23 protein-coding genes are annotated in these 25,902 nt (G+C 70.0%); 5 read left to right on the top strand and 18 right to left on the bottom strand.

Annotated features, from left to right (window positions below; genetic code table 11):
- Positions 1 to 16 precede the first annotated feature (16 nt).
- The 7 genes from J8I35_RS10685 to J8I35_RS10655 are packed head-to-tail and all read right to left on the bottom strand — an operon-like array spanning position 17 to position 7,171.
- Positions 17 to 970 (bottom strand): ABC transporter substrate-binding protein, encoded by a 954-nt coding sequence (locus J8I35_RS10685; protein WP_050010912.1) that lies wholly within the window; start codon positions 968 to 970, stop codon positions 17 to 19.
- Positions 967 to 2,187 carry a cytochrome c gene (locus J8I35_RS10680; protein ID WP_209925326.1) on the bottom strand — a complete coding sequence of 407 codons (1,221 nt, stop codon included), beginning with the start codon at positions 2,185 to 2,187 and terminating at the stop codon, positions 967 to 969. The genes J8I35_RS10685 and J8I35_RS10680 overlap by 4 nt, the downstream gene beginning before the upstream one ends.
- Before the next feature lie 50 nt (positions 2,188 to 2,237).
- Positions 2,238 to 3,059, bottom strand: coding sequence for an ABC transporter ATP-binding protein (locus tag J8I35_RS10675; protein ID WP_209925317.1), 822 nt, complete (start codon positions 3,057 to 3,059; stop codon positions 2,238 to 2,240).
- Positions 3,053 to 4,150, bottom strand: a complete 1,098-nt coding sequence (locus J8I35_RS10670; protein WP_050010915.1) for an ABC transporter permease subunit — start codon at positions 4,148 to 4,150, stop codon at positions 3,053 to 3,055. Before J8I35_RS10670 ends, J8I35_RS10675 begins: the two co-directional genes overlap by 7 nt.
- 4 nt (positions 4,151 to 4,154) lie before the next feature.
- Positions 4,155 to 5,189 (bottom strand): ABC transporter substrate-binding protein, encoded by a 1,035-nt coding sequence (locus J8I35_RS10665; protein WP_027782912.1) that lies wholly within the window; start codon positions 5,187 to 5,189, stop codon positions 4,155 to 4,157.
- Between the two features lie 33 nt (positions 5,190 to 5,222).
- Positions 5,223 to 6,062 (bottom strand): class II aldolase/adducin family protein, encoded by an 840-nt coding sequence (locus J8I35_RS10660; RefSeq protein ID WP_209925309.1) that lies wholly within the window; start codon positions 6,060 to 6,062, stop codon positions 5,223 to 5,225.
- 23 nt (positions 6,063 to 6,085) lie between these two features.
- Positions 6,086 to 7,171, bottom strand: a complete 1,086-nt coding sequence (locus tag J8I35_RS10655) for an LLM class flavin-dependent oxidoreductase (RefSeq protein ID WP_209925307.1) — start codon at positions 7,169 to 7,171, stop codon at positions 6,086 to 6,088.
- A gap of 239 nt (positions 7,172 to 7,410) precedes the next feature.
- Here J8I35_RS10655 and J8I35_RS10650 point away from each other — a divergent pair, with 239 nt between their 5' ends.
- Positions 7,411 to 8,769, top strand: coding sequence for an acyl-CoA dehydrogenase family protein (locus J8I35_RS10650; RefSeq protein ID WP_209925306.1), 1,359 nt, complete (start codon positions 7,411 to 7,413; stop codon positions 8,767 to 8,769).
- A 79-nt stretch (positions 8,770 to 8,848) separates the two neighbouring features.
- On the opposite strand, the gene J8I35_RS10645 is transcribed toward J8I35_RS10650, so the two are convergent.
- Complete coding sequence (locus J8I35_RS10645) at positions 8,849 to 9,823, bottom strand: LysR family transcriptional regulator (RefSeq protein WP_179233168.1); 975 nt, start codon at positions 9,821 to 9,823, stop codon at positions 8,849 to 8,851.
- Positions 9,824 to 9,840: 17 nt separating this feature from the next.
- On the opposite strand from J8I35_RS10645, the gene J8I35_RS10640 reads away from it, so the two are divergent.
- Positions 9,841 to 10,407, top strand: coding sequence for a cysteine dioxygenase (locus tag J8I35_RS10640; RefSeq protein WP_006482085.1), 567 nt, complete (start codon positions 9,841 to 9,843; stop codon positions 10,405 to 10,407).
- 105 nt (positions 10,408 to 10,512) lie between these two features.
- On the top strand, positions 10,513 to 12,138 hold the full coding sequence (locus tag J8I35_RS10635) for a rhodanese-related sulfurtransferase (protein ID WP_124638086.1): 1,626 nt from the start codon (positions 10,513 to 10,515) through the stop codon (positions 12,136 to 12,138).
- 70 nt (positions 12,139 to 12,208) lie between these two features.
- On the opposite strand, the gene J8I35_RS10630 is transcribed toward J8I35_RS10635, so the two are convergent.
- Complete coding sequence (locus J8I35_RS10630) at positions 12,209 to 13,354, bottom strand: glycerophosphodiester phosphodiesterase (RefSeq protein WP_050010922.1); 1,146 nt, start codon at positions 13,352 to 13,354, stop codon at positions 12,209 to 12,211.
- Positions 13,355 to 13,723: 369 nt separating this feature from the next.
- On the opposite strand from J8I35_RS10630, the gene J8I35_RS10625 reads away from it, so the two are divergent.
- Positions 13,724 to 14,788, top strand: a complete 1,065-nt coding sequence (locus J8I35_RS10625; RefSeq protein ID WP_050010923.1) for a phytoene/squalene synthase family protein — start codon at positions 13,724 to 13,726, stop codon at positions 14,786 to 14,788.
- A 465-nt stretch (positions 14,789 to 15,253) separates the two neighbouring features.
- Positions 15,254 to 16,468, top strand: coding sequence for a porin (locus tag J8I35_RS10620; protein ID WP_050010924.1), 1,215 nt, complete (start codon positions 15,254 to 15,256; stop codon positions 16,466 to 16,468).
- Between the two features lie 68 nt (positions 16,469 to 16,536).
- Here J8I35_RS10620 and J8I35_RS10615 read toward each other — a convergent pair whose 3' ends face one another.
- From J8I35_RS10615 to J8I35_RS10575, 9 genes are all read right to left on the bottom strand, one after another.
- Positions 16,537 to 18,015, bottom strand: a complete 1,479-nt coding sequence (locus J8I35_RS10615; RefSeq protein ID WP_209925303.1) for an efflux transporter outer membrane subunit — start codon at positions 18,013 to 18,015, stop codon at positions 16,537 to 16,539.
- Between the two features lie 10 nt (positions 18,016 to 18,025).
- Positions 18,026 to 19,180 carry an ABC transporter permease gene (locus tag J8I35_RS10610; protein WP_209925301.1) on the bottom strand — a complete coding sequence of 385 codons (1,155 nt, stop codon included), beginning with the start codon at positions 19,178 to 19,180 and terminating at the stop codon, positions 18,026 to 18,028.
- The gene (locus J8I35_RS10605) at positions 19,177 to 20,127 is read right to left on the bottom strand and encodes an ABC transporter ATP-binding protein (protein WP_089489318.1); all 951 of its coding nucleotides are present in this window, start codon (positions 20,125 to 20,127) and stop codon (positions 19,177 to 19,179) included. Before J8I35_RS10605 ends, J8I35_RS10610 begins: the two co-directional genes overlap by 4 nt.
- Positions 20,124 to 21,089: an HlyD family efflux transporter periplasmic adaptor subunit gene (locus J8I35_RS10600; protein ID WP_209925299.1), complete on the bottom strand. Its 966-nt coding sequence runs from the start codon at positions 21,087 to 21,089 to the stop codon at positions 20,124 to 20,126. The genes J8I35_RS10605 and J8I35_RS10600 overlap by 4 nt, the downstream gene beginning before the upstream one ends.
- Positions 21,086 to 21,781, bottom strand: a complete 696-nt coding sequence (locus J8I35_RS10595; protein WP_050010929.1) for a TetR/AcrR family transcriptional regulator — start codon at positions 21,779 to 21,781, stop codon at positions 21,086 to 21,088. Before J8I35_RS10595 ends, J8I35_RS10600 begins: the two co-directional genes overlap by 4 nt.
- A gap of 273 nt (positions 21,782 to 22,054) precedes the next feature.
- Positions 22,055 to 22,474, bottom strand: coding sequence for a cupin domain-containing protein (locus J8I35_RS10590; protein ID WP_124630287.1), 420 nt, complete (start codon positions 22,472 to 22,474; stop codon positions 22,055 to 22,057).
- A 10-nt stretch (positions 22,475 to 22,484) separates the two neighbouring features.
- Positions 22,485 to 22,922: a carboxymuconolactone decarboxylase family protein gene (locus tag J8I35_RS10585; RefSeq protein WP_209925297.1), complete on the bottom strand. Its 438-nt coding sequence runs from the start codon at positions 22,920 to 22,922 to the stop codon at positions 22,485 to 22,487.
- 95 nt (positions 22,923 to 23,017) lie between these two features.
- Positions 23,018 to 24,502 carry a PLP-dependent aminotransferase family protein gene (locus J8I35_RS10580; protein ID WP_209925295.1) on the bottom strand — a complete coding sequence of 495 codons (1,485 nt, stop codon included), beginning with the start codon at positions 24,500 to 24,502 and terminating at the stop codon, positions 23,018 to 23,020.
- Between the two features lie 103 nt (positions 24,503 to 24,605).
- Positions 24,606 to 25,883 carry an MFS transporter gene (locus J8I35_RS10575; RefSeq protein WP_050010933.1) on the bottom strand — a complete coding sequence of 426 codons (1,278 nt, stop codon included), beginning with the start codon at positions 25,881 to 25,883 and terminating at the stop codon, positions 24,606 to 24,608.
- Between the last annotated feature and the right edge of the window lie 19 nt (positions 25,884 to 25,902).

The following is a 25,902-nucleotide window of genomic DNA, read 5'->3' as shown; positions in this document are numbered from 1 at the left end:
GCCGTCACGCGGCCCGTCACGCGAGCGGGAAGCCCGTGTCGAAGGTCGTGCGCACGTCGAGCGGCTGGCGCAACAGCCCGGCCTTCAGGTAGAAGTCGGCCGTGCGCTGCTGCTCGGCGATCACCGTCGCGTCGATCGGCTGCCAGCGCGTGCCGCGGCGCTCGAACTGCAGCTTCGCGGCGGCCGGCGGAATGCCGATGATGCGCGCGAGCGCGGCCGAATACGCGTCGACGTGCCGGTACGACCAGGCCTGCGCGCGCACGACGCGCCGCAGGAAATCGTGCAGCACGTCGCGCTTCGATGCGATCGCCGCGTCGGTCGCCGCAAGATAGCTGAGGCCCGACCACAGCCCGCGGCCGTTGACCAGCACGCGTGCGCGGCCGCTCGTTTCGGCGAGCGCGGTATAGGGCTCCCAGGTCGCCCACGCGTCGATCGAGCCGGTGGCGAGCGCCAGCATCGTGTCGGCCGGCGGCAGGAAGCGGAACGACACGGCATCGGGCGGCAGGCCGGCCGCGTCGAGCGCCTTCAGCGTGACGAAATGGCCGATCGAGCCGCGCGTGGTGCCGATGCGCTTGCCTTTCAGGTCGGCCGCGCCTTTCAGCGCCGCGTCGGGTTGCACGAGCACGGCCGTGCCGTATGGATCGGAACGGTTCGCGCCGATCACCTTGATGCGGGCGCCCGACGCGAGCGCGAAGATCACCGGCGCGTCGCCGATCGGTCCGCAGTCGACGGCGGCCGCGTTCAGCGCTTCCGCGAGCGGCGCGGCGGCCGGGAATTCGGTCCACGCGATGTCGTATGCGAGGCCGTTCAGTTCGCCGGCCGCTTCGAGCAGCGCGCGCAGCCCGCCTTTCTGGTCGCCGGCGCGCAGCAGCGGGCGGGCGCCGGATTGCGCGCGCAGGGCGGCCGGCGCGGCGACGATCGTGGCAAGGGCGCTCGCCTGCGCGAGGAAGTGGCGTCGGGTCGGATTCATCGTGAAGTTCTGTCGAAGGAAGGATTCGTGGGTTCAATGCGGAGCCCGGCCTGTACGTCGCGCACGGGTTCCTGATCGACGCGCAGCAGCAGCGCGGTCAGTGCGTCGCCGCTTGTCGCGCGCGCGGCGGCCGGCCGGACCGCCGCGTCCGAGCGGCACAGCAGGTCGGCATCCGACCAGCCGGCGCTGCCCGGCAACGCGCGCGCCCGCAGCCAGCCGCGCCGATCCGCCAGCAGTTGCGTGCCGCCGAGCGCGTCGGGCGCAACGCCGGCAATCGTCGCGAATGCGCGCCACGCATCGGCCGTCGTCGCGACGCAGTTCGCGCGCGCGCCGGCTGACGTTGGCACGGGCGCGCCGCGTTCGGTGACGAGCAAGGTCTGCCAGCGCGCGTCTTCCGGCGGTGGCGTCGCACCCGGCGCGAGCGCGACGACGCGCACGCGCTGACCTTCGCGCCAGCGCTGGAGCGCCTGAGGCGCGGCGTCGCCGCAGCGCACGTCGAGTGCCGGCAGCGGGACCGGCACCGGCCACGCGCCTTCCGCCTGCGCGCCGCTACCGGCGGACAACGCTTTCAGGTAGTCGAGCACGGCCCACGTGTCCTGCGGGCCGAGCGTCGCCGCGAAGCCGGGCATCGTCGCTGCGCCGTGCTCGTCCTGCGTGCCGTGGCGCACGCGCCAGAACAGTTCGCCGTCGAGGCGACGCGCGAGCAGCGTGCCGGCGAAGGTCGGCGGCCAGTGCGCGAGCGTGGCCGCGAGCGGCCCTTCGCCGCGTCCGTCCGCGCCGTGGCAGGCCGCGCAATGTTGCGTATACAGGTGCGCGCCGCGCATCACGTTCGATACGGAAAACGGCGCGGGATCGCGCTGGAAGCTCGTCGGCACGGCAGGCGCGAGCCACAGCGAAGCGGGCGGCCACGGCGCGAACCACGCGACGGCGAGCGCGGCGATGGCCGACGCGACACGCCACTTGCGCGAAGCCAGTGCGAGGCAGGCGAGCACGACGGCCAGCGCCGTCACGCCACAGGCGAACGCGAGTTGCCGCGTGAGTCCCGCGTCGACGTGCAGCGTTTCGAGCGCGATGCGGCGTGCCCACGGCCACGCGGCCTGGCCGTCGGCGTCGCCGGTCAGGCCGAGCGCGTGCAGGACACGCGCCAACGCGATCTGCGCGCGATACAGCAGTTGCAGGAACGCGATGGCCCAGTCGGCGAACGGCGGCGCGTTCATCGCACGCGTCTCCGGCGTACCGCAGTCAAACGTCGAACGGCATCCGGCATCTACCAGCTCGCATCGAGCCCGAGATGCCGCAGCGCGTCGTGGCGCAATGCGGCGAGGCGCGGGTCGCCGCGATGGCGCGGGTAGGGCAGGTCGACACGCAGTTCGGCGACGATCCGTGCCGGGCGCGGCCCGAACACGATCACGCGCTGCGCGAGGAACAGCGCCTCTTCCACGTCGTGCGTGACGAGCAGCGCGGAGAAACCGTCGCGTTGCCACAGCGCGGTCAACTCGGCCTGCATCGTGAGCCGCGTCAGCGAATCGAGCTTGCCGAGCGGTTCGTCGAGGATCAGCAAGCGCGGATCGTTGACGAGCGCGCGGGCGAGTGCGACGCGCTGCGCCATCCCGCCGGACAACTGATGCGGAAACACGTTCGCGAACGCCTGCAGCCCGACGCGCGCGAGCGCATCGTCGACGCGATGCTGCGCGGTGCGCGCGACGCCGCGCGCTTCGAGGCCGAGCGCGACGTTCGCGCGCACGCGCCGCCACGGGTACAGCGTCGGGTCCTGGAACACGACGATGCGCGACGGATCGGGGCGCTCGATCGGCGTGCCGTCCTGCGCGATCGTTCCTTGCCGCGCGGCGTCGAGCCCCGCGACGAGCCGCAGCAGCGTCGATTTCCCGCAACCGCTCGGGCCGAGCAGCGCGACGAATTCGCCGGCCGCGACCGACAGCGACACGTCGTCGAGCACCGGCAGCGCGCCGCCGGGGCCGTCGAACGCATGGCTCACGCGGCGGATGTCGATGCGTGCGCCGCGCGGCGACGTGACGGCGGGCGCCGCGACAGTGGCCGCGGACGATTCGAGTACGGCGGCGCTTACCATTTGACGGTTCCTTTCTGCCACGCGAGCACACGGTCGCGCACCGCGAACAGCAGCGCGATCAGCCCGGAAAACAGCAGCGCCATCACGAGCAGCGCCGCATACATGTTCACGTACGACGCCCAGCCCTGCGCCCAGCTCAGATACCAGCCGAGCCCCGACTTGACGCCCATCATCTCGGCGACGACCAGCACCGTGAACGACGCGCTCAGCCCCATGAAGATGCCGACGAACACGTGCGGCAGCGCGGCCGGAATCGCGACGCGCAGCACGAGGAAGCGCGCGTTCGCGCCGAGCGTGCGCGCGACGTCGTAGTACTGCTTGTTCACGCTCGCGACGCCCGACCACGTCAGCACGGCGACCGGGAACCCGGTGGCGAGCGCGATCAGGAACGCCGCGGCTGAATAGCTCGACGGGAAGAAGTAGAACGTGAGCGGCAGCAGCGCGGTGGCCGGCACGGGGCCGAGCACGCGCAGCACCGGATGCACCCAGTAGCCGATCCGGCGCGACCAGCCGATCGACACGCCGACCGCGAAGCCCACCGTGACGCCGTACGCGAACCCGAGCGCGAGCAGCTTCAGCGTGTTGCCGGCGCTGCCGGCGAGGCGCGGCCAGTCGTCGACGTAGACCTCGATCAGCGCCTGCGGCGGCGCGAAGAACGGCGTCGGCAGCCAGCCGGTTTTGGCGGTGACGATTTCCCACGCGGCGAGCACGAGCGGCAGCGCGACGAGCCACGGGCCGGCCGGTCGCACCCGTGCGAGCCGCGTGCGGGTCGCCGCGACGAGATGGCCGAGCGTCGCGGCGACGAGCAGCAGCGCGGCGATCGTCCACGCGGCCGTGCCGAACGTATCGGTGTACGCCCAGTCGCTGAAGCCGACGATCCGGTTCGGCCACAGCTGCGTGAGCGCGCCAAGCGCGGCCCACGCGAGCGCGGCGGCGATCCCGGTCGGCCAGGTGCGCGCGCGCCGGGCTTCTGCGGCCAGCGTGGCTTCGCAAGTCGTGCAGGCTGCGCGCGCGGAAACTGTAGCGTTGGCAGCGGCGCCGGCCGGGGCCGATGCGGCGCGTGCGGCGGAAGCGTGTTCGATCGTCGACATCGCGTTACCCCAGTACGTTCGCATAGACCTGCTGCGCGAAGCGCTGCGGGTCCGTGCTCTTCTTCAGCACGCTGATGCGCCGGAAATCGTCCGCATAGAACGCGATTTCCTGCTGGAGGTCGACGTTGGTCGGGTGATGCGTGTAGGTGAGCGTCGCGTACAGCTTGCGCAGATCCTCGGGGCTGATCTTCGGCGAATACTTCGCGAACACCTTCGCTGCTTCGTTCGGGTTGTCGTGCGTGTATTCGGTGGCCTGCACGATCGAGCGCGCGAGCGCGGCGGCCGACGGCCGGTCGTTGCGTACGAGGTCGCCGCGCGCGCCGATCACGCAGCACACCTTGCGCGCGTATTCGCCGGACAGGTTGGTCGCGAGTTCGGTATACGCGCCGTTGCTGCGCTTTTCGAGCAGGTAGAGATTCGGGTCGCCGTCGGCGATCGCGTGGATTTCGCCCTTGTCGACCGCGACGCCGAGCAGGTCGGCCGGATACTGCCGCCACGTGATGTCGCGCTCGGGATCGATGCCGTTCTTCGCGAGCAGGATCGAGAAGAAGTGCTTGCCGGGCGCGGCCAGATCGCTGACGCCGACCGTCTTGCCCTTCAGCGCCTGCAGCGTCGTGACGCCTGCGGCCTTCGCGCCGAGCAGCCGCACGCAGCCGCCGTGCGAGCTGCCGATGATCTTCACGTCGAAGCCGGCTTCGAGCGGCTTCAGCCAGCGGTGGATCATCCCGACCGCCGCATCGGCCTTGCCGGTCGCGATCGATTCGAGCAGTTGATCGGTCGAGCCGCTGTAGTTGATCAGTTCGACCTTCAGCCCGTTTTTCTCGAAGAAGCCGCGCTCCTGCGCGACGACGATCGGCGTCAGGCAGAACGCGTTCTGGTTCCATGCGAACGTGAGTTTCTTCAGCGGCGGCGCGGACCAGGCCTTGCGGCCGAGCGTGATCGCCGGCACGGCGAGCGCGGCGGCGCCGGCCGCGCGCAGCAGGCGGCGGCGTTGGTCGTCGTGCGCGTCGGCAGGCGTGGGCGCGGTGGTGTGGGTCATGTTGTCTGGTCTCCGGTGTGGCGGAAAGGCGGCTCAGTCGAGCAGGTCGGGTTCGTCGGCGACGATGCGCGCGAACAGGCTGTCGAACGCATGCAGCGCGCCGTCGGGGCCGCCGATCTGGCCGTGCGTATGGCGCGCGGTCGCATGATCGATCGGTTGCGGCGTGCCGGCCGCTTCGGCCAGCAACTGCGTGTGCGCGACGTTGTCGAGCGCGATGTACCACCACGCGGCGGCCTCGACCGTCGGGCCGGCCGTCAGGATCCCGTGGTTCTTCAGGATCACGCCCTTGTGCGTGGTGCCGTCCGGCTTCGCGAGCGCATCGGCGATCCGCGCGCCTTCGCTGGTGTCGACGACCATCCCCGTGAAGTCGTCGAACAGCGCGTGATCCTCGTAGAACACGCACGCGTCCTGCGTGAGCGGATCGAGCGGGCGGCCGAGCGTCGACCAGGCCTTGCCGTAGGTCGAATGCGTGTGCGCGGCGGCGACGACGTGCGGATGGGCTTCGTGGATCGCCGCGTGGATCGCGAACGCCGCCTTGTTCAGCGGCCGCGTGCCGATCGCGGTTTCGCCGCGCGCGTTGACGAGCAGCAGGTCGGACACCTTGATCTGCGAGAAATGCACGCCGAGCGGGTTCACCCAGAAATGGTCGGGCAGCTCTGGATCGCGTGCGGTGATGTGGCCGGCGAGGCCCGCCGCGAAGCCGAAGCGCGCGAACAGGCGGAACGCGGCCGCGAGTCGCTCCTGCCGGTGGCGGCGCTCGGCGGCGACGTCGACGCGCGGCGCGGGCGGATCGAACCAGAAGTGCTGGCGCGGCGTATCGGCGAGCACGAGGCCCGATGCGGTACGGTTGGGCGAGGACAGGACGGCGGACATGGTCGCGTAGGGCTCCGTTGGTCTCAGGCAGCGCGGCGCGCCGCGTCGCGTGCGGCGACGGCGCTGCGCACGCGCGGAATCAGTTCGCGGCCGTAGTCGATCGCGTCTTCCAGCGGATCGAAGCCGCGAATCAGGAACGTCGTCACGCCGAGGTCGTAGTAGTCGAGCAGTGCGTCGGCGACCTGTTCGGGCGTACCGACGAGCGCCGTCGAATTCGAGCGCGCGCCGGTGAGCTTCGCGATCTCGGTCCACAGCCGCTTGTCGACGCGCGAGCCGCGCTCGGCCGCGGCGAGCAGGCGGCGCGCGCCTTCGCTCTGCTGCGGGCCGCCGGCGCCGAGTCCGGCCGCTTCGCGCAGCCGGCGCGTCTCGTCGAGGATGCGGTGCGCACGCGCCCACGCTTCGTCCTCGGTCGCCGCGAGGATCGGGCGGAACGACACGGAGAAGCGCACCTGGCGGCCGTGTTTCGCGGCTTCGGTGCGGACGCGCGTCGTCAGGTCGCGCACCTGGTCGAGCGATTCGCCCCACAGCGCGTAGACGTCCGCGTGCTTGCCGGCCACCGCGAGCGCGGCTTCCGACGCGCCGCCGAAGTAGATCGGCACATGCGGCTGCTGGACCGGCTTCACTTCCGAGAAACCCTGCTTGAACCGGTAATGCGCACCGTCGTGATCGAACGGCTGCGCTTCGGTCCAGATGCGCCGCAGGATGCCGAGGTATTCGTCGGTGCGCGCATAGCGTGCGTCGTGATCGAGGAAATCGCCGTCGCGCTGCTGCTCGCTGTCCGAGCCGCCGGAGATGAAGTGCACGGCGAGCCGGCCGCGGCTGAACTGGTCGAGCGTCGCGATCTGCCGCGCGGCGAGCGTTGGCGCGGTGAAGCCCGGCCGATGCGCGAGCATGAAGTGGATGCGCTCGGTCGCGGCCGCCGCGAACGCGATCGTCAGCGTCGCCGACGGGCCGGTCGAGTGATGCGGCACGAGAATCCGGTCGAAGCCGGCCGTTTCGTGGGCGCGGGCAAAGTCGCGCACATAGTCGGGATCGACCACGGGGCCGGACGCCGGGTGGATTTCCGACTGCTTCTGGCTCTGGATCATGCCGATGAATTCGACGCTCATCTGGGTCTCCGGTACAGGGACGTCCCGGCGCACGGCCGGGCAGGAATGGAGCGCAGGTTAACGCCGGGATCATGCGGAATGGAAATAATCAATCCCGATTTGAATATCAGATTTGCATGGTTTGGGGCCGTATGCGTTGCGCATACGCTATGGGCTCGCGAATGATCGGGCGCGCGTTGACGCTGTATTTGCCCCCGCGTTCGCCGCCGTGTTCGACCTACCCCAGGGAATCCGTTTCGATGTCCGCCAGCCTTGCCGCTTCCTCGCCGCCACCGCAACCTTCGCTGCGCCTTCTGCCTGCTGACGCCGCTGACCTCGTCGCCGCTGCAGACGCCGACGAGGCGAGCGACGCGCGCGTCGCCGCGCTGCTCGAGCGCCTTGCCCCCGAGCTCGCCGCCGATGCGGCCCGCAACGACGTCGACGGCCGCTTTCCGCACGAGAACTTCGCACGGCTGCATCGTGCCGGGCTGATCGCGCAGGTCGTGCCGCGCGAGCATGGCGGCGCCGGTGCGACGCTGGCGCGGGCGAGCCGGATCGTCGCCGCCGTCGCGCGGGCCGACCCGGCGACCGCGCTGGTGCTGACGATGACGTATCTGCAGCATCGCGCGCTCGGCCGCGCCGACAACCGCTGGCCGGCGCAGGTGCGACGCGCGGTGTTCGACAGCGCGGTCGCGCACGGCGCGCTGATCAACGCGCTGCGCGTCGAGCCCGCGCTCGGTTCGCCGTCGCGCGGCGGGCTGCCGGACACTATCGCACGCCGCGATGGCGACGGCTGGCGGCTGTCGGGCCACAAGCTCTACAGCACCGGCATCCCGGCGCTGCGCTGGCTGGCCGTGTGGGCGCGTACCGACGAGCCGACGCCGCGCGTCGGCGTGTTTCTCGTGCCGCGCGACCCGGAGACCGACGGCGACCGCATCCGCGTGATCGAAAGCTGGAATCACGTTGGCCTGCGCGCGTCGGGCAGCCACGAGGTCGTGTTCGACGACGTGCCGCTGCCGGCCGATCACGCAGTCGACGTGCGCGCGCCGGACGCATGGGCCGTGTCGGCTGCCGCGCACGCGGATGCCGACGCGCAGGCCGATCAGCAGGCGTGGATGGTCGCGCTGCTCGGCAGCCTGTACGACGCGGTGGCGCGCGCGTCGCGCGACTGGCTGGTCGAGTTCGCGACGACGCGTGTGCCCAGCGGGCTCGGCGCGCCGCTCGCGACGCTGCCGCGCGTGCAGGAGGCGATCGGCGAAATCGAGGGCTGGCTGCATGCGAATCGCGTGTTGCTCGACGAACACATCGCGCGCACCGACGCAGGCAACGCGCCGTCGCTGACGACCAGCGGCCTCGTCAAGCGCACCGTGACCGAGCACGCGATCCGGACGGTCGAGCAGGCGCTGAAGCTGTCGGGCAATCACGGGTTGAGCCGCGCGAATCCGCTCGAACGCCATTATCGCGACGTGCTGTGCAGCCGCGTGCATACGCCGCAGGACGACGCGATCGCGGTGGCGGCGGGGCGGGCGGTGCTCGATGCGACGACGCGCGGGCGGACGAACGCGGCGGCGGACGCAACGTCACGCAACGGGATCGAAACCGGTCGACGCGATGCGTGAGCCGGGCCGGGTTGCCTTGCCCGGAAATGGCGAGGCGGGAGGCAGGCGCTGTGCGGTGGCCGCAGCCACCGCCAGCACGTTAGGCGGCCTTGTCGTGCGATCGTTCGGGCAGCGCGAATGCCGTGCGCGCATGCGCGGCGACGGCCGCCAGCGGCGCGTCGAGGCGCGCCGCATCGTGCCGGCGCAGCAGCCACAGGTCGATCTGCGGCTTGAAATCGGCGAGCGGCACGATGTCGAGCGCATCGCGCAGCGGGCTGCCTTCGACGAGCGGCAGCGGCATCAGCCCGAGGCCGAAGCCGTTCGCGACGCTCTGCAGTTGCAGGTCGCGGCCGTACGCATCGAGCGTGACCGGCATCGGCAGGCCCTGCGCGTCGAGCGCGCGCCGCAGGCCCGCACGAAAGCCGCAGCCGTCCGGATTGAGCACCCAGCCGCGCGCGTGGCAATCGGCAAGCCGGTAGCTGCGTCGCGGCCAGTCGCCCTTGCGGCCGACCGCGACGAGCCGCGTGGCCAGCAACCGTTCACCCTCGACCTGCGCCGGCAGCACCATTTCGCGGGCGAGGAAGACCAGCGCCGCATCGAGTTCGCGGCGGGCGACGCGTTCGACGAGCAGGCCGCCCCATGCGGTCGTGACCTGGGTCGCGAGCGCGGGCCACTGCGCGGCGAGTTCCGCGATGAGCGCCGGCAGCATCAGCTCGCCGAGCCCTTGCGTGAGCCCGATCCGGAATTCGCCGGCCGGGGGCTGCTCGCCGGCCGTCAGTTCGCGCAGCGCGTCAACCTCGCGCAGGATCGCGCGACACTGCTCGAACACCTGCCGGCCGATGTCGGTCGGGCGCGGCGGCTTCGTGTTGCGGTCGAGCAGCGTCACGCCGAGCGCTTCCTCGAGATTCTGGACGCGCCGCGTGATCGCAGGCTGCGTCATCCCGAGCTCGGCCGCGGCCTGGCTCAGGGTCTGGCAGCGGACGACCGCTGCAAAAGCGTCGATATCGCTAATTTTCATGTTTGTTCTGCATGGTCTTTCGGGTGCATCATGACGATCCATCATATTCCGCATCATATTCGAGGAGCCGGCCGATGAGTACGCTTTCGTTGCAGCAGACGCCGCTGCGTCCGTTCGTCGAGGGGCTGGATGCGCTGCTCGCGTCCGGCGCGAACGAGGCGCGCATTCTCGACGAGGGCGGCGCGCTGCTTGCCGCGCTCGTCGAACACGACGACTGGTTGCCCGACGCGTTCGCGCAGCCCGATCCCGAGCGTTACCGGCAGTACCTGCTGCATCTCGACCCGGACGAGCGCTTTTCGGTCGTCAGCTTCGTGTGGGGGCCCGGCCAGGCCACGCCGATCCACGACCACACGGTGTGGGGGTTGATCGGGATGCTGCGCGGCGGCGAGTTCTCGCAGCCGTACCGGTTCGACGCGGCCGGCAAGCCGGTGCCCGCGGGCGACGCCGTGCGGCTGCAGCCGGGCGAGGTCGAGGCCGTGTCGCCGCGCATCGGCGACGTGCACCGCGTGACCAACGCGTTCGCCGACCAGGTATCGATCAGCATCCACGTGTACGGCGCGAACATCGGCAAGGTCGAGCGCGCGGTGTACCTGGACGACGGTACCGTGAAGCCGTTCGTGTCCGGCTATTCGAATGCCTGACGCGAACGCGCGACGCCCGGCCCGTTGCGGGTGCGCGCGGGCAGGGTCACGCTTGATTTGTTCCGCTTTCTTCACCGACTTCAACGCATTCAACATAGAGACATCGTGACGCAATCCGCCGATTCCACTTCCCGTTTTCCCGCCGCGTCGTACGAGGACGTACGCGCACGCCTGCTGGCCCGCGACGAGATCGCGCTGATCGACGTACGCGAGGAAGATCCGTATGCACAGGGCCATCCGCTGTGGGCCGCCAACTTTCCGTTGTCGAAGCTCGAACTCGACGCGTGGACGCGGATTCCGCGCCGCGACACGCCGGTCGTCGTGTTCGGCGAAGCGGGTGGCGAGGATCTCGCGCCGCGCGCGGCCGCGACGCTCGCGCGGCTCGGCTACACCGACGTGCGGCTGCTCGACGGCGGCCTCGCGGGCTGGGTCGCGGCGGGCGGCGAGCTCTTCATCGACGTGAACGTGCCGAGCAAGTCGTTCGGCGAATGGGTCGAGGCGGAGCGCCATACGCCGTCGCTGTCCGCACAGGAGGTGCAGGCGCTGATCGATGCGAAAGCCGATGTCGTGATCGTCGACGCGCGCCGCTTCGACGAGTACCAGACGATGAACATCCCGACGTCGACCAGCGTACCGGGCGCGGAGCTCGTGCTGCGCGTGCGCGCGCTCGCGCCGGATCCGCGGACGCAGGTGATCGTCAACTGCGCGGGCCGCACGCGCAGCATCATCGGCACGCAATCGCTCGTCAACGCGGGACTGCCGAACCCGGTCGCCGCGCTGCGCAACGGCACGATCGGCTGGACGCTGGCCGGCCAGACGCTCGAGCGCGGCGCGGCGCGCCGCTTTCCGGACGAGATCGACGCGACGCAGCGCGCCGACGCGCGTCGGGCCGCCCGCGCGGTGGCCGAGCGCGCGGGCGTGCCGCGCATCGCGCTGGCCGACGTCGCGGCGCTCGACGAGCCGGGCCGCACGCTGTACCGCTTCGACGTGCGTACGCCCGAGGAATACGAAGCCGGCCACCTGCCTGGCTTCCTGAGCACGCCGGGCGGCCAACTCGTGCAGGAGACCGACCATCACGCGGCCGTGCGCGGCGCGCGGATCGTGCTGGCCGACGACGACGGCGTGCGCGCGGACATGACCGCATCGTGGCTCGCGCAGATGGGCTGGGACGTGCGCGTCGTCGAACCGGCCGGTGCCGCGGCATTCGCCGAGCGCGGCCAGCCGCCGCGCGACGTGCCGGCGACGCCGCCCGCAGCCGACGTGTCGCCCGCGACGCTCGCCGGCTGGCTGAAGGAAGCCGCGCCGGGCGAACTCGCGATCGTCGACGTGACGGCCAGCGCGAACTACGTGAAGCGTCATATCCCGGGCGCATGGTTTGCCGTGCGTGCGCAGTTGCGCGACGCGCTGGCGGCGATTCCGCCCGCGAAGCGCTACGTGTTCACGTGCGGATCGAGCCTGCTCGCGCGGTTCGCGGCGGACGACGCGCGCGCGCTGCTGCCGGCCTCGGCCGAGATCCGGGTGCTGACCGGCGGCACGGCCGCGTGGATCGACGCCGGGCTGCCGCTGGAGAGCGGCGAGACCCATCTTGCGTCGCCGCGCGTCGACCGCTACCGGCGCCCGTACGAAGGCACCGACAATGCGGCCGCCGCGATGCAGGCATATCTCGACTGGGAGTACGGACTGGTCGACCAGTTGAAGCGGGACGGCACGCACCACTTCAACGTGATCTGACCGACGCGGGGCAACCGGGCGCGGCACGTCGTGCGCGGCGCCCGGTCGCGATGCGGGTCGGCGCCGGGTATCAGCGCTTGAACGTATCGACGGCCGTGCGACCGACGGCCGGATCGTCGGTGAAGAAGCCGTCGATGCCCGCGCGCAGGTATGCCTGGATCTCGCGCACCGAGCCGGCCGTATTGCGCGTGGCCGGCGTGCCGCCGTCCTTCAGCGACGCGGGCAGGAAATTGTTTTCCGGGCGGAACGTGTACGGATGCACGACGAGGCCGGCCTCGTGCGCATGGCGCACGTACGGCGTCGGCTGCTGCAGCGTGCCGTCCGCGGCGACCGCGATGATCGACGTCTTGTACGGCCCGACGCCGTTCGCATAGGTCGCGATCTCGCGCATCCCGTCGCGCGTCGACAGGTCGCCGTAGGTGCGCGTGTCGTTCGCCTTCACGAAGTCGTACGGGCGCTGGCCCGCTTCGTCCATCAGCTGCACGAGCTTCCAGTTCGGCTGGCTCGACTTGATCCGGTTGCGGATCGTCTTCAGGTTCGCGACCTCGAACGACTGGATGTAGACGGTTGCCGTGCGCGACGTGTACGCATCCTTCAGCAGCGCGTCGACGAGTCGATCCTCGAGCGGCAGGCCGATCGACTGGAAGTAGGTCGGATGCTTGGTTTCCGGATACAGGTGGATCGTGCGGCCGGTCTGCGCGGACATCTGTTTCGCGAGCGCGACGATCTCGTCGAACGTCGGAATCTCGAACTGGTCGTTGTACGCGGTGTTGGCCGGGCGCACCTGCGGGATGCGCTCGCGCGCCCGCAGCGTCTTCAGCTCGGCGAGCGTGAAATCCTCGGTGAACCAGCCGGTCAACTGCGTGCCGTCGATCGTCTTGGTCGCCTTGCGGCTCGCGAACTGCGGCAGCGTCGACACGTTCGTCGTGCCCGAGATCTCGTTCTCGTGGCGCGCGACGAGTACGCCGTCGCGGGTCGACACGAGGTCGGGCTCGATCACGTCGGCGCCGTCCTCGATCGCCTTGCGGTACGACGCGAGCGTGTGTTCGGGGCGCAGCGCGCTTGCGCCGCGATGGCCGACCACCTGGACCTTCGCGGAAATCGGCTGCGTGGGATCGCGCGTCAGATCGTCGTCGCCGCCGCACGCGGCGAGCAGGAACGCGGCGGCACAGGCGAACGGGACGTAGCGCAGGGAGGTCGGGCGCTTGAGGGGCATGTCGATGAACCTTCGAAACGGAGTCGGGAAAGGGCGCTCGCGCCGGCGGCCGGGCAGGGCGCCGGGCTGCGGAGTCGAACGGTGCGCGATCGTCGCATCGAATCATTACATATGTATTACTTCGACCTTTCCGTTTCGTTTTGGGGCGGCAGTGCGCACGGTAGCGCGCGTGACGGCAGGCGGGCGCGCACCGCATTCCGGCCGTCACAGCGAACCCGCGCGCCGGATGCACTAAACTTGCGGGAATTTTGCATCGCCGCACCGGGGCCGACGCCCGCCTGGCGCGACGATGCGGCGACTCGCGGGCCGGCGCGGGCGCCCGGCGCCCGTGTGCGTCCGGGGCCCGCGCCGGCCGATTTTTCCCGACCCATGACGACCCATACCGATCCCGCCTATCTGCTCGGCGAGCTGCTGAAGAACGTTTCCCGCTCCTTCTACCTGACGCTGCGCGTGCTGCCCGACGGCATGCGCGACCCGGTCGGCCTGGCGTATTTGCTGGCGCGCGCGGCCGATACGATCGCCGACACGGCCCTTGTCGCGCCCGACCGGCGCGCGGCGCTGCTGACCGACCTGCGCGACGACGTCGAGCGGCTTGGCGACGGCGCGGCGCTGTCGCGTTCGCTCGACGACGTGACGCGGATGCAGACCGATTCGCACGAACACCTGCTGCTCGGCTCGATGGAGCCGATGCTCGCGCTGCTGCGCGCGCAGCCGGAGGCCGATCGCGCGTCGATCCGCAAGGTCGTCGCGACGCTGACGGCGGGGATGGAATTCGACCTGCGCACGTTTCCGGACGAGCAGTCGGGGCAGGTCGCCTCGCTGCCGACGCGCGACATGCTCGACCGCTACACGTATCTCGTCGCCGGCTGCGTCGGCGAATTCTGGACCGACATGACGGGGATGCACACGCGCGCCGCGCGCGACTGGGATCTGGCGGACATGCGCGAGAAGGGCATCCGTTTCGGCAAGGCGCTGCAGATGACCAACATCCTGCGCGACTGCGCGAAGGACCTGCGCATCGGCCGCTGCTACCTGCCCGACGACGTGCTGCGCGCGCACGGGCTCGTGGTGGCCGACCTGATGCGGCCCGAGGATTCGGCACGCGCGCGCGGCGTGCTGGTCGACCTGCTGCGCGCCGCGCTCGACCAGTATCGCGACGCATGCCTGTATACACTCGCGATCCCGCGCCGTTTCGTGCGGCTGCGGCTCGCGTGCCTGTGGCCGATCATGATCGGGCTCGAAACGCTCGAGCTGCTGGCCGGCCACGCGGCGTGGCTCGATCCGGCGAAGCCGGCCAAGGTGCCGAGAAAGCGTATCTACCGGATCATGGCGGCGTCGCTCGCGCTGGTCGGTTCGAACACGGCGATTCGCGCGCGCCTGACCGCGCTCGCCGATGCGGTGTCCGCGCGGCTCGCTTCTGCGCCACGGCATTGAAGATCGCCGGCATCGCCTGCCGGTCCGCGTTCGCCGGACCGTACCCGTCCGGTTTCCGGCACGCCGACTAAAAACGTTTTCATGATTTCGTGTCTCGAAATGTGGGTGTCACGAATGTCGGCGATCCTGCGCGGCGGCGTGAATCGCGGCGTCAGCTTCGAACGCGCATTGGTAAGACGTTTTGTCGCCGAAGGCGTCTGACGACATCAGGCGGTCGCGTTGCACCCGTAAAAATGTAAAGCTAGGGTTTTCACCGGCAAATGCCGGAAACACCCGCTGCACAAGCGTTTCGGGCTGTCTTGTAACCGTTTGGTGAACCGCTGCGTTGCGTCGATCATACGATGACCGACCGCACATGTTGGGAAACAATCGGTAATCCGTCAGAATCGCGTCGGCATGTACTCGCACATGTGTCGGTCATAAAACCACACCAGAAAAGAAACATTCTTTGAGGACGGAGAATCAATGAAAAAGCGCGTCGCTTTTGCCATGACGGCAGCGGGTCTCGCAGCCGCTACCGCCGCCCACGCCCAGAGCAGCGTGACCCTGTACGGTATCGTCGACAACGGTATCGCCTGGCAGAACAACTCGTCGGCAGTCGGTGCGACCACGGGCGGTCACTCGAAGGTGCAAATGTCCACCGGCGTGTGGGCAGGCAGCCGCTTCGGCCTGAAGGGCAGCGAAGATCTCGGCGGCGGCACGAAGGCGATTTTCCAGTTGGAAGCCGGCGTCAACACGGCTAACGGCTCGTCGCAGTGGACGGGCGGCATCTTCACGCGTCAGGCATGGGTTGGCCTGACCAACTCCACGTACGGTACGCTGACGGCCGGCCGCCAGTACACCGCGTACTACACGCTGCTGTCGCCGTACAGCCCGACGACCTGGCTGACCGGCTACTACGGCGCGCACCCGGGCGATATCGATTCGCTGGATACCAGCTACCGCGCGAACAACTCGCTCGTCTACATGTCGCCGAAGTTCTACGGCTTCACGGTCGGCGGTTCGTACTCGTTCGGCGGCGTCGCAGGCGCGACGAACCGCGGCTCGACGTGGAGCGCGGCGATCCAGTACCTGAACGGCCCGGCAGGCATCGCGGTCGGCTACCAGAAGATCAACAACTCGACGCTCGGCGGCGGTGTGTGGGGCGCGAACTCGACCGCCCAGAACGGTCTGGACACGAGCGGCAACGGTGCGGAACAGGCCGTGTCGTCGATCAACAACGGCTACAAGACGGCACAGTCGCAACAGCGCGTCGCCGTGACGGCCGGTTACCAGTTCACGCCGTCGTGGGATATTTCGGCGTCGTACTCGAACGTCCAGTACATCCCGGGCGTCGGCTCGTCGTTCCGTAACACGGCGATCTTCAACACGGCAGGCGCCGTGCTGCACTGGAAGGCATCGCCGCAGTGGGACTTCGCCGCAGGCTACTCGTACACGCGTGCGACCGAGTCGAACGGCATCTCGAGCTCGGCCAAGTATCACCAGGTCACGCTGTCGCAGTACTACAGCCTGTCGAAGCGCACGGGCCTGTACGCGGTTGAGGCGTATCAGCACGCGAGCGGCAACACGCTCAACGGCGCGGCGGTCATCGCGGCAACGACGTCGATCGGCGACGGCGTGGGCGCGGGTTCGAAGCAGAACCAGATCGGCGTCGGCGTCGGCCTGATCCACCGCTTCTGATGTCGCGCGGCGCGCGAGCGCCGCTCACGGCATGCGGTATGAAAAAACCGGCCTTCGGGCCGGTTTTTTCATGGGGCGGCCGTTTGCTCCGCCCAGTCTCCCGCCAGCGCCTGAAACAGCGCGGCCGTATCGGTGAGCCGGTCGGCCTGCGCGCGCGTGCGCTCGAGCGTCGTCTGCAGCGCCTGCCGCTGCGCGTCGAGCAGCTCGAACGCGTTGATCCCGCCCGCCGCGTAGCGCACGCCGGCAATCGCCCAGCTGGCTTCCGCCTCCCGCGCGGCCGTGTCCCGCGCCTGCCATTCGGCGGCATCGTGCTCGACGGCGCGCATCGCGTCGGCGACCTGCTGCAGCGCCTGCAACACGATCGACCGATAGCTCGCAAACGCCGCGTCGTAGGCGGCCTGCGCCGCGCGTCGCTTCGCCCGCAGCTCGCCGCCGCGAAAGAGCGGCTGGGCGAGACCGAGGCCGATGTTCCAGATATTCAGGCCGTTCACGATGTCGGCCACGCTCGTGCGTTCGGAGCCGACGCCGGCCGAGATCGAGAAGCGCGGATACAGGTTCGCGGTCGCGACGCCGATGTTCGCGCTCGCCTGATGCAGCATCGCCTCCGCCGCACGGATGTCGGGCCGCTCGCGTGCGAGCGTCGACGGCAGCGTAATCGGCAACGCACGCGGCAGCGCGAGCGCATCGAGCGTCAGGTCGGGGAGGTCGGCATCGGCCGGCGGCGCGCCGAGCAGGATCGCGAGGCGATGGTCGGCCTGCGCGAGTCGTGCCGCGAGCGGCGGCAGCGACGCCTGCGTCTGCGCGAGCAGCGTGCGCTGCGCGTGGACGTCGGCCTGCGACACGCCGCCCGCCGCCGCGCGCGCCTCGACGATGCGCAACTGCCGCGCCTGCGCGTCGGCGAGCTGCCGCGTGAGCGCGATCTGCTGCACGAGCGACGCGCGCAGGATCGCGGTGGCGACGACGTTGCCCGCGAGCGTCAGGCGCGCCGCGTCGAGCGTGTACGACTGGTAGTCGATCCGTGCGCGCAGCGCTTCGAGCGCGCGCCGGTTGCCGCCGAACACGTCGAGCGTGTACGACACGCTCGCCGATGCGTCGTACAACGTGAACGGCCCCGGGTTCGGCACATTGGCCGGCAGGCCGAACGCGGCGATGTCGACCTTCTCGCGCGTCGCGGACAGGTTCGCGTCGACGCGCGGCAGCATCGTCGCGCCGGCTTGCGCCACATGGTTCTGTCGCGCCTCGTCGAGCCGCGCGCGCGCTTCGGCGAGCGTCGGGCTGTTGCGCCACGCGGTATCGACGAGCCGGTTCAGCGGTTCGGAGCCGAATCGCGTCCACCACCGCACCGGCGTATGCGCGGCCGGCGCGAATGTTTGCACGGCGTCGGCCGTCGTCGCCGGCGGTGCGCCGCGTGTGTAGCGTTGCGTCGTCGGCGCGTCCGGCGTGCGGAAATCCGGCCCGACCGCGCAGCCGGCGACGAACGAGGCGACCGCCAGCGAAACGGCGATGGCCGGGCGGGGGGCGCGCGCGCGACGCGAAGCCGGTTTCATCGCGCGCCGCCTAGTCCAGCGTGCGCCGGTAGAAACGCAGCGCGACGCCCATCACGACGACCGTGAACAGCGCGACCGGCCACACCGATGGCCACAGGTCGGCCCAGCCGTCGCCTTTCAGCAGGATGCCGCGCACGAGCCGGTTGAAGTAGGTGAGCGGCAGCAGGTTGCCGATCGCCCGCGCCCACGCCGGCATTCCCGCGAACGGGAACATGAAGCCCGACAGCAGGATGTTCGGCAGGAAGTAGAACACCGCGAGCTGCATCGCCTGCAACTGGTTCTGCGCGAGCGACGACAGCGTGATGCCGACCGTCAGGTTCGCGGCGATGAACAGCAGCGCGGCGAGGTAGATCGCGGGCAGGCTGCCGATGAACGGCACCGCGAACACGAAGCGTGCGGCCGCGAGGATGATCGACACCTGGATCAGGCCGATGAACACGTACGGCACGATCTTGCCCGTCATCACCTCGAGCGGCCGCACCGGTGTCGCAAGCAGGTTCTCCATCGTGCCGCGCTCGCGTTCGCGCGTGATCGCGAGCCCCGTCATCATCACCATCGTCATCGTCAGGATCACGCCGATCAGGCCCGGCACGACGTTGTATTGCGTGATCCCCTCGGGGTTGTACAGCCGGTGCAGCACGACGCCGAACGCGGCCGGGCGGCCGTTCAGGTGCGCGAGCGGCCCGCTCAGGTCCTTCGCCGCGACCGCTTGCGCAAGGCCCGACAGCGCGCCGAGCGCGGACGCGGTCGCGACGGGGTCGGTCGCGTCGGCCTCGACGAGCAGCGACGGCCGTTCGCCGCGCAGCAGCCGGCGCGAGAAATCGGCCGGCACGCTCAGCACGAACAGCACGTCGCCGCGCGCGAGCGCGCGCCGGCCGGCCGCTTCGTCGGGCAGGGTCTCGACGATGTCGAAATACGCGGAGTTGCGCATGGCGGCAATGAAGCTGCGCGTGAACGGGCTCGGATCGGCGGCGATCACCGCCGTCGGCAGGTGCTTCGGATCGGTGTTGATCGCGAAGCCGAACAGCGCGAGCTGGATGATCGGCACGCCGACGATCATCGCGAACGTCACGCGGTCGCGGCGCAACTGCAGGAATTCCTTCAGCACGATGCTCCACCAGCGCGCGGTCGAGAACGATTCGTGCAGGCGCGCCCACGGTCTCATCGCGTCGCTCCGCCGGCTGGGCCGGACGCGCGGCTCATCATGTAGATGAAGACGTCCTCGAGCCCCGTCTCGATCGGCGCGATGCGCAGCGCCGCATCGTCGCGCGCGACCTGCGCGAGCGTCGCGTCGAGCGCGACGCGGTCGTGGCCGCTCACGTGCAGCGCGGAGCCGAACACGACGGTCTGGTCGATGCCCGGCATCGCATGCAGTCGCGCGGACAGTTCGGCCAGGTGCTCGCCGGTGACCGCGCGGGTCGACAATCCCTGCGATGCGACGATCTCGGCCGACGTGCCTTGCGCGAGCAATTCGCCGTACGCGATATACGCGAGCTTGTGGCAGCGCTCGGCTTCGTCCATGTAGTGCGTGCTGACGAGCACCGAGATTCCTTGCGCGGCGAGCCGGTGCAATTCTTCCCAGAAATCGCGGCGCGCGGCCGGGTCGACGCCCGCGGTCGGTTCGTCGAGCAGCAGCAGTTCGGGCTCGTGCAGCATGCACGCGGCAAGCGCGAGGCGCTGTTTCCAGCCGCCCGACAGCGCACCGGTGAGCTGGTCCGCGCGGCTCGCGAGGCCGAGCCCGTCGAGCGCGCGCGAGACGGCGGCCTTGCGGTCGGCCATCCCGTACACGCGCGCGACGAAGTCGAGATTCTCGCGGATCGACAGGTCCTCCCAGTACGAGAAGCGCTGCGTCATGTAGCCGACGCGGCGCTTGATCTGCGTGCTGTCGCGCACGATGTCGTAGCCGAGGCAGGTGCCGCTGCCCGAATCGGGTGTCAGCAGGCCGCACATCATCCGGATCGACGTGGTCTTGCCGCTGCCGTTCGGCCCGAGAAAGCCGAAGATCTCGCCGCGCGCGACGCGCAGCGATACGTCCTTCACGACGTGCTTGTCGCCGAAACGCTTGTTCAGGCGCTCGACGTCGATCGCATACGGGGCCGGCGGCGCGTTCACGGCACCCTCACGGCGACGGGCTGGCCCGGGCGCAGCTTCGATGCGTCGGCCGCGGCGGGGCGTGCCTCGATCATGAACACGAGCTTGCTCCGGCTCTCGTTGCTGTAGATCACGGGCGGCGTGTATTCGGCTTCGCTCGACACGTAGGTGATGCGTGCGGGCACGTCGGCCGCGCAGCCGTCGCAATGGATCGCGACCGCGCGGCCCGGCGCGAGCGAACCGACGGCGGCCTCCGGCACGAAGAAGCGCACCTTCAGGTTCTGCGGCGGCAGCATCTGCACGACCGGATTGCCGGCCTGCACCCATTCGCCGACGCGGTACAGCGTGTCGTACACGCGCCCGGCCGCCGGCACGGCGACGCGCTTCTGGTCGAGCTTCCATTGCGCCTCGGCCACGGCCGCCTGCGCGGCGTCGACCTGCGCGGCCTGCGCGGCAACCTGTTGCGCGCGGCCCGGCAGGCGCGCGACGTCGACCTGGCTTCGCAGCTCGCGCATCTGCGCGGCGGTGGTCTGCGCGGCCGTGCGCGCATCGTCGAGCTGCTGCTTCGAGATGCCGCCCGCCGCGTACTGGCGTTCGTCGCGGGCGAGCTGCGCGGCGGCGCGCGCGGCCTGGGCGGCCGCCTGCGCGAGCTGGGCCTTCGTCACGTTCACTTCGGGCGGGCGCTTGCCGGTCTGCAGATCGGCGAGCTGCGCACGCGCCGCGTCGAACTGATGCCGCGCCTGCTGCAGCGCGGCCGTTTCGTTGACGGCCTCGAGCGAGAACGCGGGCGCGCCGGCGGCGACTGCCTGGCCGCGCTCGACCGACAACTGCGTCAGCGTGCCCGATTGCGACGACGACAGGTACACGAATTCGCCTTCGACGTAGCCTTGATACGTCGGCGTGCGATCGGTCTGGCGGCCGCAGCCGGCGAGCAGCGCGACGGCCGCGCCCAGCGCGAGCGGCCAGCGGTGCGCCGCGTTCACGACGGCCTCCGCGGCGCGCGCGTGCGTGCGCGAGGGGCGGCAGCGGGCGGCCGCATGCCCGAATCCAGCAGCGCGCGGACATGCCGGTGCAGCACGTCGCGGTCGATCGGCGGCAGGCCGCGCGCGCTTTGCCACAGCTTCGCGGTCGCGAGCGGCAGCATCACGAGCGCGACGATCGAATGGAACAGGAACGCGGGTTCGAGCGCGGGATTCAGCGTGCCGGCCCGCTGGGCGGCGCGAATGCGTTCGGCGAGGTGTCCGACGTGCTCGAGCGGAATGCGGCGGATCATCCGTTCGCGCAGCAATCCGCCTTCGTGGACGATCTCGCGCAGCCAGATCGACGGCAGCCACGGCATCCGGCCCGTCACGTCGAAGAAGCGGTCAACGAGTTCGGCGGCGAGCGCGAACGGGTCGTCGGCGGGCGGGTCGGTCGGCCGCCACACGAACGCGATGGCGTGCGCGATCCGCTCGTCGACGATCGCGTCGAGCAGTTGCTCGCGATTCGTGAAGTAGTAGTGGACCATCGCGGACGTGACGCCGGCAGCGGCGGCGATCTGCGCGACGGTCGTCGCGGCGATGCCGCGTTCGGCGAACAGTTGCGTCGCGACGTCGAGCATGTGGTCGCGCAGGTCGAAGTCGTCCACCGACGGGCGGCGCCCGCGCGGCCGGGCGACGGCGGATTTCGCGTTCATGCAGATGACGCTAATTGATGGGTTAGTTAATTTCAAGGAAGGATCCGCGCGTGCGTTGATCGCGATCAGGGGAACGGCGAGCAGCGGCGTGGACGAGCGGGGGGGCGACGCGACGGCGGGCAGGGCACCCACGCCGGAATGTAGGAAGCGGCTAACGAGAAAGGGCGGGAAAACAGGCGGAAGACAGCCGGACAGCGAACGCAGGCGGAAAACCGGCGGGCGAGCGCGCGGCACACGGGCGCGGGCCCTGTCGCGCCCGCGCCCGTTCCGGCATCACTGATCGATCGGCGACTTCAGCGGCTGATGCTCGCCCGTCAGCCCGAACACGACGAGTTGCGCGGGCTCGGTCGCGCTCGCGTTGCGCGACACCTGATGGCGCGAGCCGGGCGGTTCGTACCAGCCTTCGCCGGCGCGATAGCGGCGCAGCGGGCCGTCGTTCACCTGCGACAGCACTTCGCCTTTCGACACGACGGCGAACACCGAGCCGAGATGCCGGTGCGGTTCGGACACCTGACCGGGCGCATAGTCGACCGTCGCGACGACAGCGAGCTTGCCGGGCGCTTCGGGCACGGCCTGCTGCATGATCGCGTGCACGGTGTCGTCGGCGTCGTGCGCGTGAGCGGCGGCCGGCAGCGCCGCGGCGAGCACGAGCCCGGCGCATAGCGCGACGCGATGGAGCGGGGAACGGATCATCGTCGGCGCCTTACTCGGGCATCTTGCGGAACGCGATCGCGAAGCGGTTCCACGCGTTGATCGTCGCGATCAGCATCGACAGGTCGAACAGTTCCTCGTCGGTGAAGTGCGGCTTCACGGCTTCCCAGACGGCGTCGGGCACGTGGTTGCTGGCCACCAGCGTCAGCGCCTCGGTCCATTCCAGTGCAGCGCGTTCGCGCGCGGTGAAGAACGGCGTTTCGCGCCACGTGACGACGGTCGCGAGACGGCGGTCGGTTTCGCCGCCCTTGCGCGCGTCGGTCGTGTGCATGTCGACGCAGAACGCGCAGCCGTTGATCTGCGACGCGCGCAGGCGGACGAGTTCGGCGAGCGGCTTCTCGATCGAGCTCTTCGCGAGGAATTCCTCGGCGTTGCGCATCACCTTGATCGCATTCGGGCTGGCGGCATAGAAGTTCAGGCGCGGTTGCATGGCAGGTCCTTTTCGGTTGGGTGCGCCGGGGTGGCGCGACAGGACCCACTTTAAGCGCCGTACTGGCCTGCTTGAATAGCCAATTCCACGGAAATTCAGGTAACCAGTGGCGGGCCGCCCGCGATGCCGGCATCGAGCAAGCCGGCCAGCTTCGCGAGCGCCGTGTCGATGCGCAGCGCGTCGATCCCGCCATAGCCGAACAGCAGCCCCGGGCGCACCGGCCCGCCCACGTGAAACGCCGAGATCCCGTACAGGCCGATGTCCTGCGCGCGTGCCGCGCGGACCAGCGCCGCTTCGTCGAGCCCCGGTTTCAGGTGCGCGGCGAGATGGATGCCGGCGGTCGGCACGATCGCGTCGAACCACGGCGCGAGTTCGCCGCGCAGGTGCGCGATCAGCATCTTGCGACGCGCGTCGTAGTGCTTCTGCACGCGCTTCAGGTGCCGCGCGAAATCGCCTTCGAGCATGAAGCGCGCGAGCGCCGCCTGCGTCAGCGTGCACGTGTGCCAGTCGACGATCTGCTTCGCCTTGGCCAGCGCGCCGCGCAGCGCGCGCGGCGGAATCGCGTAGCCGATCCGCAGCTCGGGAAAGATGGTCTTCGAGAACGTGCCGACGTACGCGACGAGGCCCGTGCGGTCGAGGCTCTTCAGCGATTCGAGCGGCCGACCTTCGAAGCGGAATTCGCCGTCGTAGTCGTCCTCGATGATCACCGCGCGGCGGCGCTGCGCCCATTCGAGCAGCGCGACGCGGCGATCGAGCGTCATCGGCATGCCGAGCGGGAACTGATGCGACGGCGTCACGTAGACGAGCCGTGCGTCGTCGGGCAGCCGTTCCGCGACGAGGCCCTGCGCGTCGACCGGCACGCCGATCACCGTCGCGCCGAGCGACGCGAACGCGGCGCGCGCGGGCGGATAGCCGGGATCCTCGACCGCGACGACGTCGCCCGGCCGCACGACGACGCGCGCGAGCAGGTCGAGCGCCTGTTGCGCGCCTTGCGTGACGAGCACGTCGTCCCAGCTGCAGGCGACCGCGCGGCTGAATCCGACGTAGCGCGCGATCGCGCCGCGCAACTGCGGATCGCCGGCCGGGTCGTGGTACTGGCCGGGGCCGCGCGCCTGCTGGCGCAGCGCGTGATGCAGGCAGCGCCGCCAGGCGTCGAACGGGAACAGCGTCTTGTCGGTCACGCCGCCGCGAAAGTCGAAGCCGGGCGCGTCCTGCGGCGCGGGCATCGCGAGCGCGTCGGGCAGGTCGTTCCACAGCGCGCGTGCATCGACCGCGTCGATGCGCGGCATCTCGTCGACGATCGACGGCGCCGACGTCGCCGCGGCATGCGGCACGCGCGCGAGGCCGCGGGCGACGAACGTGCCGTCGCCCGCGCGCGTCGTCAGGTAGCCCTCGGCGACGAGGCGCTCGAACGCGTCGAGCGTCGTCTTGCGCGACACGCCGAGCTGTTTCGCGAGGTCGCGCGTCGACGGCAGCCGCGCGCCGCCTTCGAGCCGCCCGTCGACGATCGCCGTGCGCAGTTGCCGGAAGATTTGCCCCGTCAGGTCGTGACGGCCTTCGATGCGGATCGCGATGTCCATCGCAGTGGTTACCTTGATTCCCGGGATTTTGCGCGGATCAGCATACCGGAAGTCGACCGCGCGGCGGCTGTTCGCGGCTAGCGGCCGCAGCCGCGTCCGGCATTCAAAGCGACGTCGCCTTCGTCTCCGGCAGCAGCAGGACGGCGAGCAGCACCACGCCATAGGCTGCGCCGGAAAAGATCGCGATGGCCAGCGCGAGGCCGAGCGAATGGCTCAGCATCCCGACGAGACTCGGGAACAGCGCGCCGATGCCGCGTCCGAAGTTGTAGGTGAAGCTTTGCGCATTGGCGCGGAAAGTCGACGGATACAGTTCCGTCAGGTACGCGCCGACGCCGCTGAAGATGCCGCATGACGAAAAGCCGAGCGGAAAGCCGAGCCACAGCATCTGTGCATTCGACAGCGGGACGGTCAGGTACGCGCACACCGACACGAGGGAGAGCGCGGAGAACAGCATGAAGTTGCGTCGGCGTCCCCACCAGTCGGAAAGATACGCGCCGACGACATAGCCGCAAAACGACCCGACGATGATCACGAACAGATAGGCGCCCGTATCGAGCACCGACAGGTGTCGCTCGATCTTGAGAAAGGCCGGCAGCCACGTCGACATCGCATAGAAGCCGCCCTGGATGCCGGTGCAGAGCAGCGCGGCCAGCACCGTGCGCCGTGCGTGCGCGCGCGAGAAGATCGCCCACACCGACGGCTGGCCTGCGCCTTGTTTGCGGGCGGCGTCCGCCTGCACGAACACTTCCGGTTCGGGCACGTGCTTGCGTACGTACAGGACGAGCAGGGCGGGCACGATACCCACCCAGAACAGGCTGCGCCAGGCCAGCGACTCGGGAAGGACCGAAAATGCGATGCTGTAGAGAATCGCCGCGCCGCCCCAGCCGATGGCCCAGCCGCTCTGCACGAGGCCGACCGCTTTGCCGCGATGGGCGGGTGCGACGATCTCGCCGATCAGCACGGCGCCGACGGCCCATTCGCCGCCGAAGCCGAGCCCTTGCAGCGCGCGCAGCACGAAGATCTGCTCGAAGTTCTGCGCGAAACCGATTGCCAGCGTGCAGACGGAGAACCACAGGATCGTCCCCTGCAATACCTTGACCCGTCCGTATCGATCCGCGAGGATGCCCGCGATCCAGCCGCCCACGGACGAGAAAATCAGCGTCACGGTGCTCAACAGGCCGGCCTTGCCGCGATCGAGGCCCCACAGGTCGATCAGCGAAGCCAGCACGAAGCTGAACACCATGAAGTCGAACGCATCGGTCGCCCAGCCGGCGAACGCCGCCTTGAACGCGCGCTTGCCGGCGGAATCGAGTTCGGCGTACCACGACGCGCGCGGCACGATTCGCAGCGCGGCTTCGTCGGCATCTCTCGTTGTCGTCATTGTTGTTGTTCGTGAAGTA

The sequence above is a fragment of the Burkholderia sp. CpTa8-5 genome (assembly GCF_017815045.1).
In the GTDB taxonomy this organism is placed as follows: Bacteria; Pseudomonadota; Gammaproteobacteria; order Burkholderiales; family Burkholderiaceae; genus Burkholderia; species Burkholderia sola.
This window is presented reverse-complemented; position numbering and strand designations above follow the sequence as displayed.

Coding starts and splice junctions, on each gene's coding strand:
- J8I35_RS10685 (WP_050010912.1), bottom strand. CDS start 970: ATGAATCCGACCCGACGCCACTTCCTCGCGCAGGCGAGCGCCCTTGCC.
- J8I35_RS10680 (WP_209925326.1), bottom strand. CDS start 2,187: ATGAACGCGCCGCCGTTCGCCGACTGGGCCATCGCGTTCCTGCAACTG.
- J8I35_RS10675 (WP_209925317.1), bottom strand. CDS start 3,059: ATGGTAAGCGCCGCCGTACTCGAATCGTCCGCGGCCACTGTCGCGGCG.
- J8I35_RS10670 (WP_050010915.1), bottom strand. CDS start 4,150: ATGTCGACGATCGAACACGCTTCCGCCGCACGCGCCGCATCGGCCCCG.
- J8I35_RS10665 (WP_027782912.1), bottom strand. CDS start 5,189: ATGACCCACACCACCGCGCCCACGCCTGCCGACGCGCACGACGACCAA.
- J8I35_RS10660 (WP_209925309.1), bottom strand. CDS start 6,062: ATGTCCGCCGTCCTGTCCTCGCCCAACCGTACCGCATCGGGCCTCGTG.
- J8I35_RS10655 (WP_209925307.1), bottom strand. CDS start 7,171: ATGAGCGTCGAATTCATCGGCATGATCCAGAGCCAGAAGCAGTCGGAA.
- J8I35_RS10650 (WP_209925306.1), top strand. CDS start 7,411: ATGTCCGCCAGCCTTGCCGCTTCCTCGCCGCCACCGCAACCTTCGCTG.
- J8I35_RS10645 (WP_179233168.1), bottom strand. CDS start 9,823: ATGATGCGGAATATGATGGATCGTCATGATGCACCCGAAAGACCATGC.
- J8I35_RS10640 (WP_006482085.1), top strand. CDS start 9,841: ATGAGTACGCTTTCGTTGCAGCAGACGCCGCTGCGTCCGTTCGTCGAG.
- J8I35_RS10630 (WP_050010922.1), bottom strand. CDS start 13,354: ATGCCCCTCAAGCGCCCGACCTCCCTGCGCTACGTCCCGTTCGCCTGT.
- J8I35_RS10625 (WP_050010923.1), top strand. CDS start 13,724: ATGACGACCCATACCGATCCCGCCTATCTGCTCGGCGAGCTGCTGAAG.
- J8I35_RS10620 (WP_050010924.1), top strand. CDS start 15,254: ATGAAAAAGCGCGTCGCTTTTGCCATGACGGCAGCGGGTCTCGCAGCC.
- J8I35_RS10615 (WP_209925303.1), bottom strand. CDS start 18,015: ATGAAACCGGCTTCGCGTCGCGCGCGCGCCCCCCGCCCGGCCATCGCC.
- J8I35_RS10610 (WP_209925301.1), bottom strand. CDS start 19,180: ATGAGACCGTGGGCGCGCCTGCACGAATCGTTCTCGACCGCGCGCTGG.
- J8I35_RS10595 (WP_050010929.1), bottom strand. CDS start 21,781: ATGAACGCGAAATCCGCCGTCGCCCGGCCGCGCGGGCGCCGCCCGTCG.
- J8I35_RS10590 (WP_124630287.1), bottom strand. CDS start 22,474: ATGATCCGTTCCCCGCTCCATCGCGTCGCGCTATGCGCCGGGCTCGTG.
- J8I35_RS10585 (WP_209925297.1), bottom strand. CDS start 22,922: ATGCAACCGCGCCTGAACTTCTATGCCGCCAGCCCGAATGCGATCAAG.
- J8I35_RS10580 (WP_209925295.1), bottom strand. CDS start 24,502: ATGGACATCGCGATCCGCATCGAAGGCCGTCACGACCTGACGGGGCAA.
- J8I35_RS10575 (WP_050010933.1), bottom strand. CDS start 25,883: ATGACGACAACGAGAGATGCCGACGAAGCCGCGCTGCGAATCGTGCCG.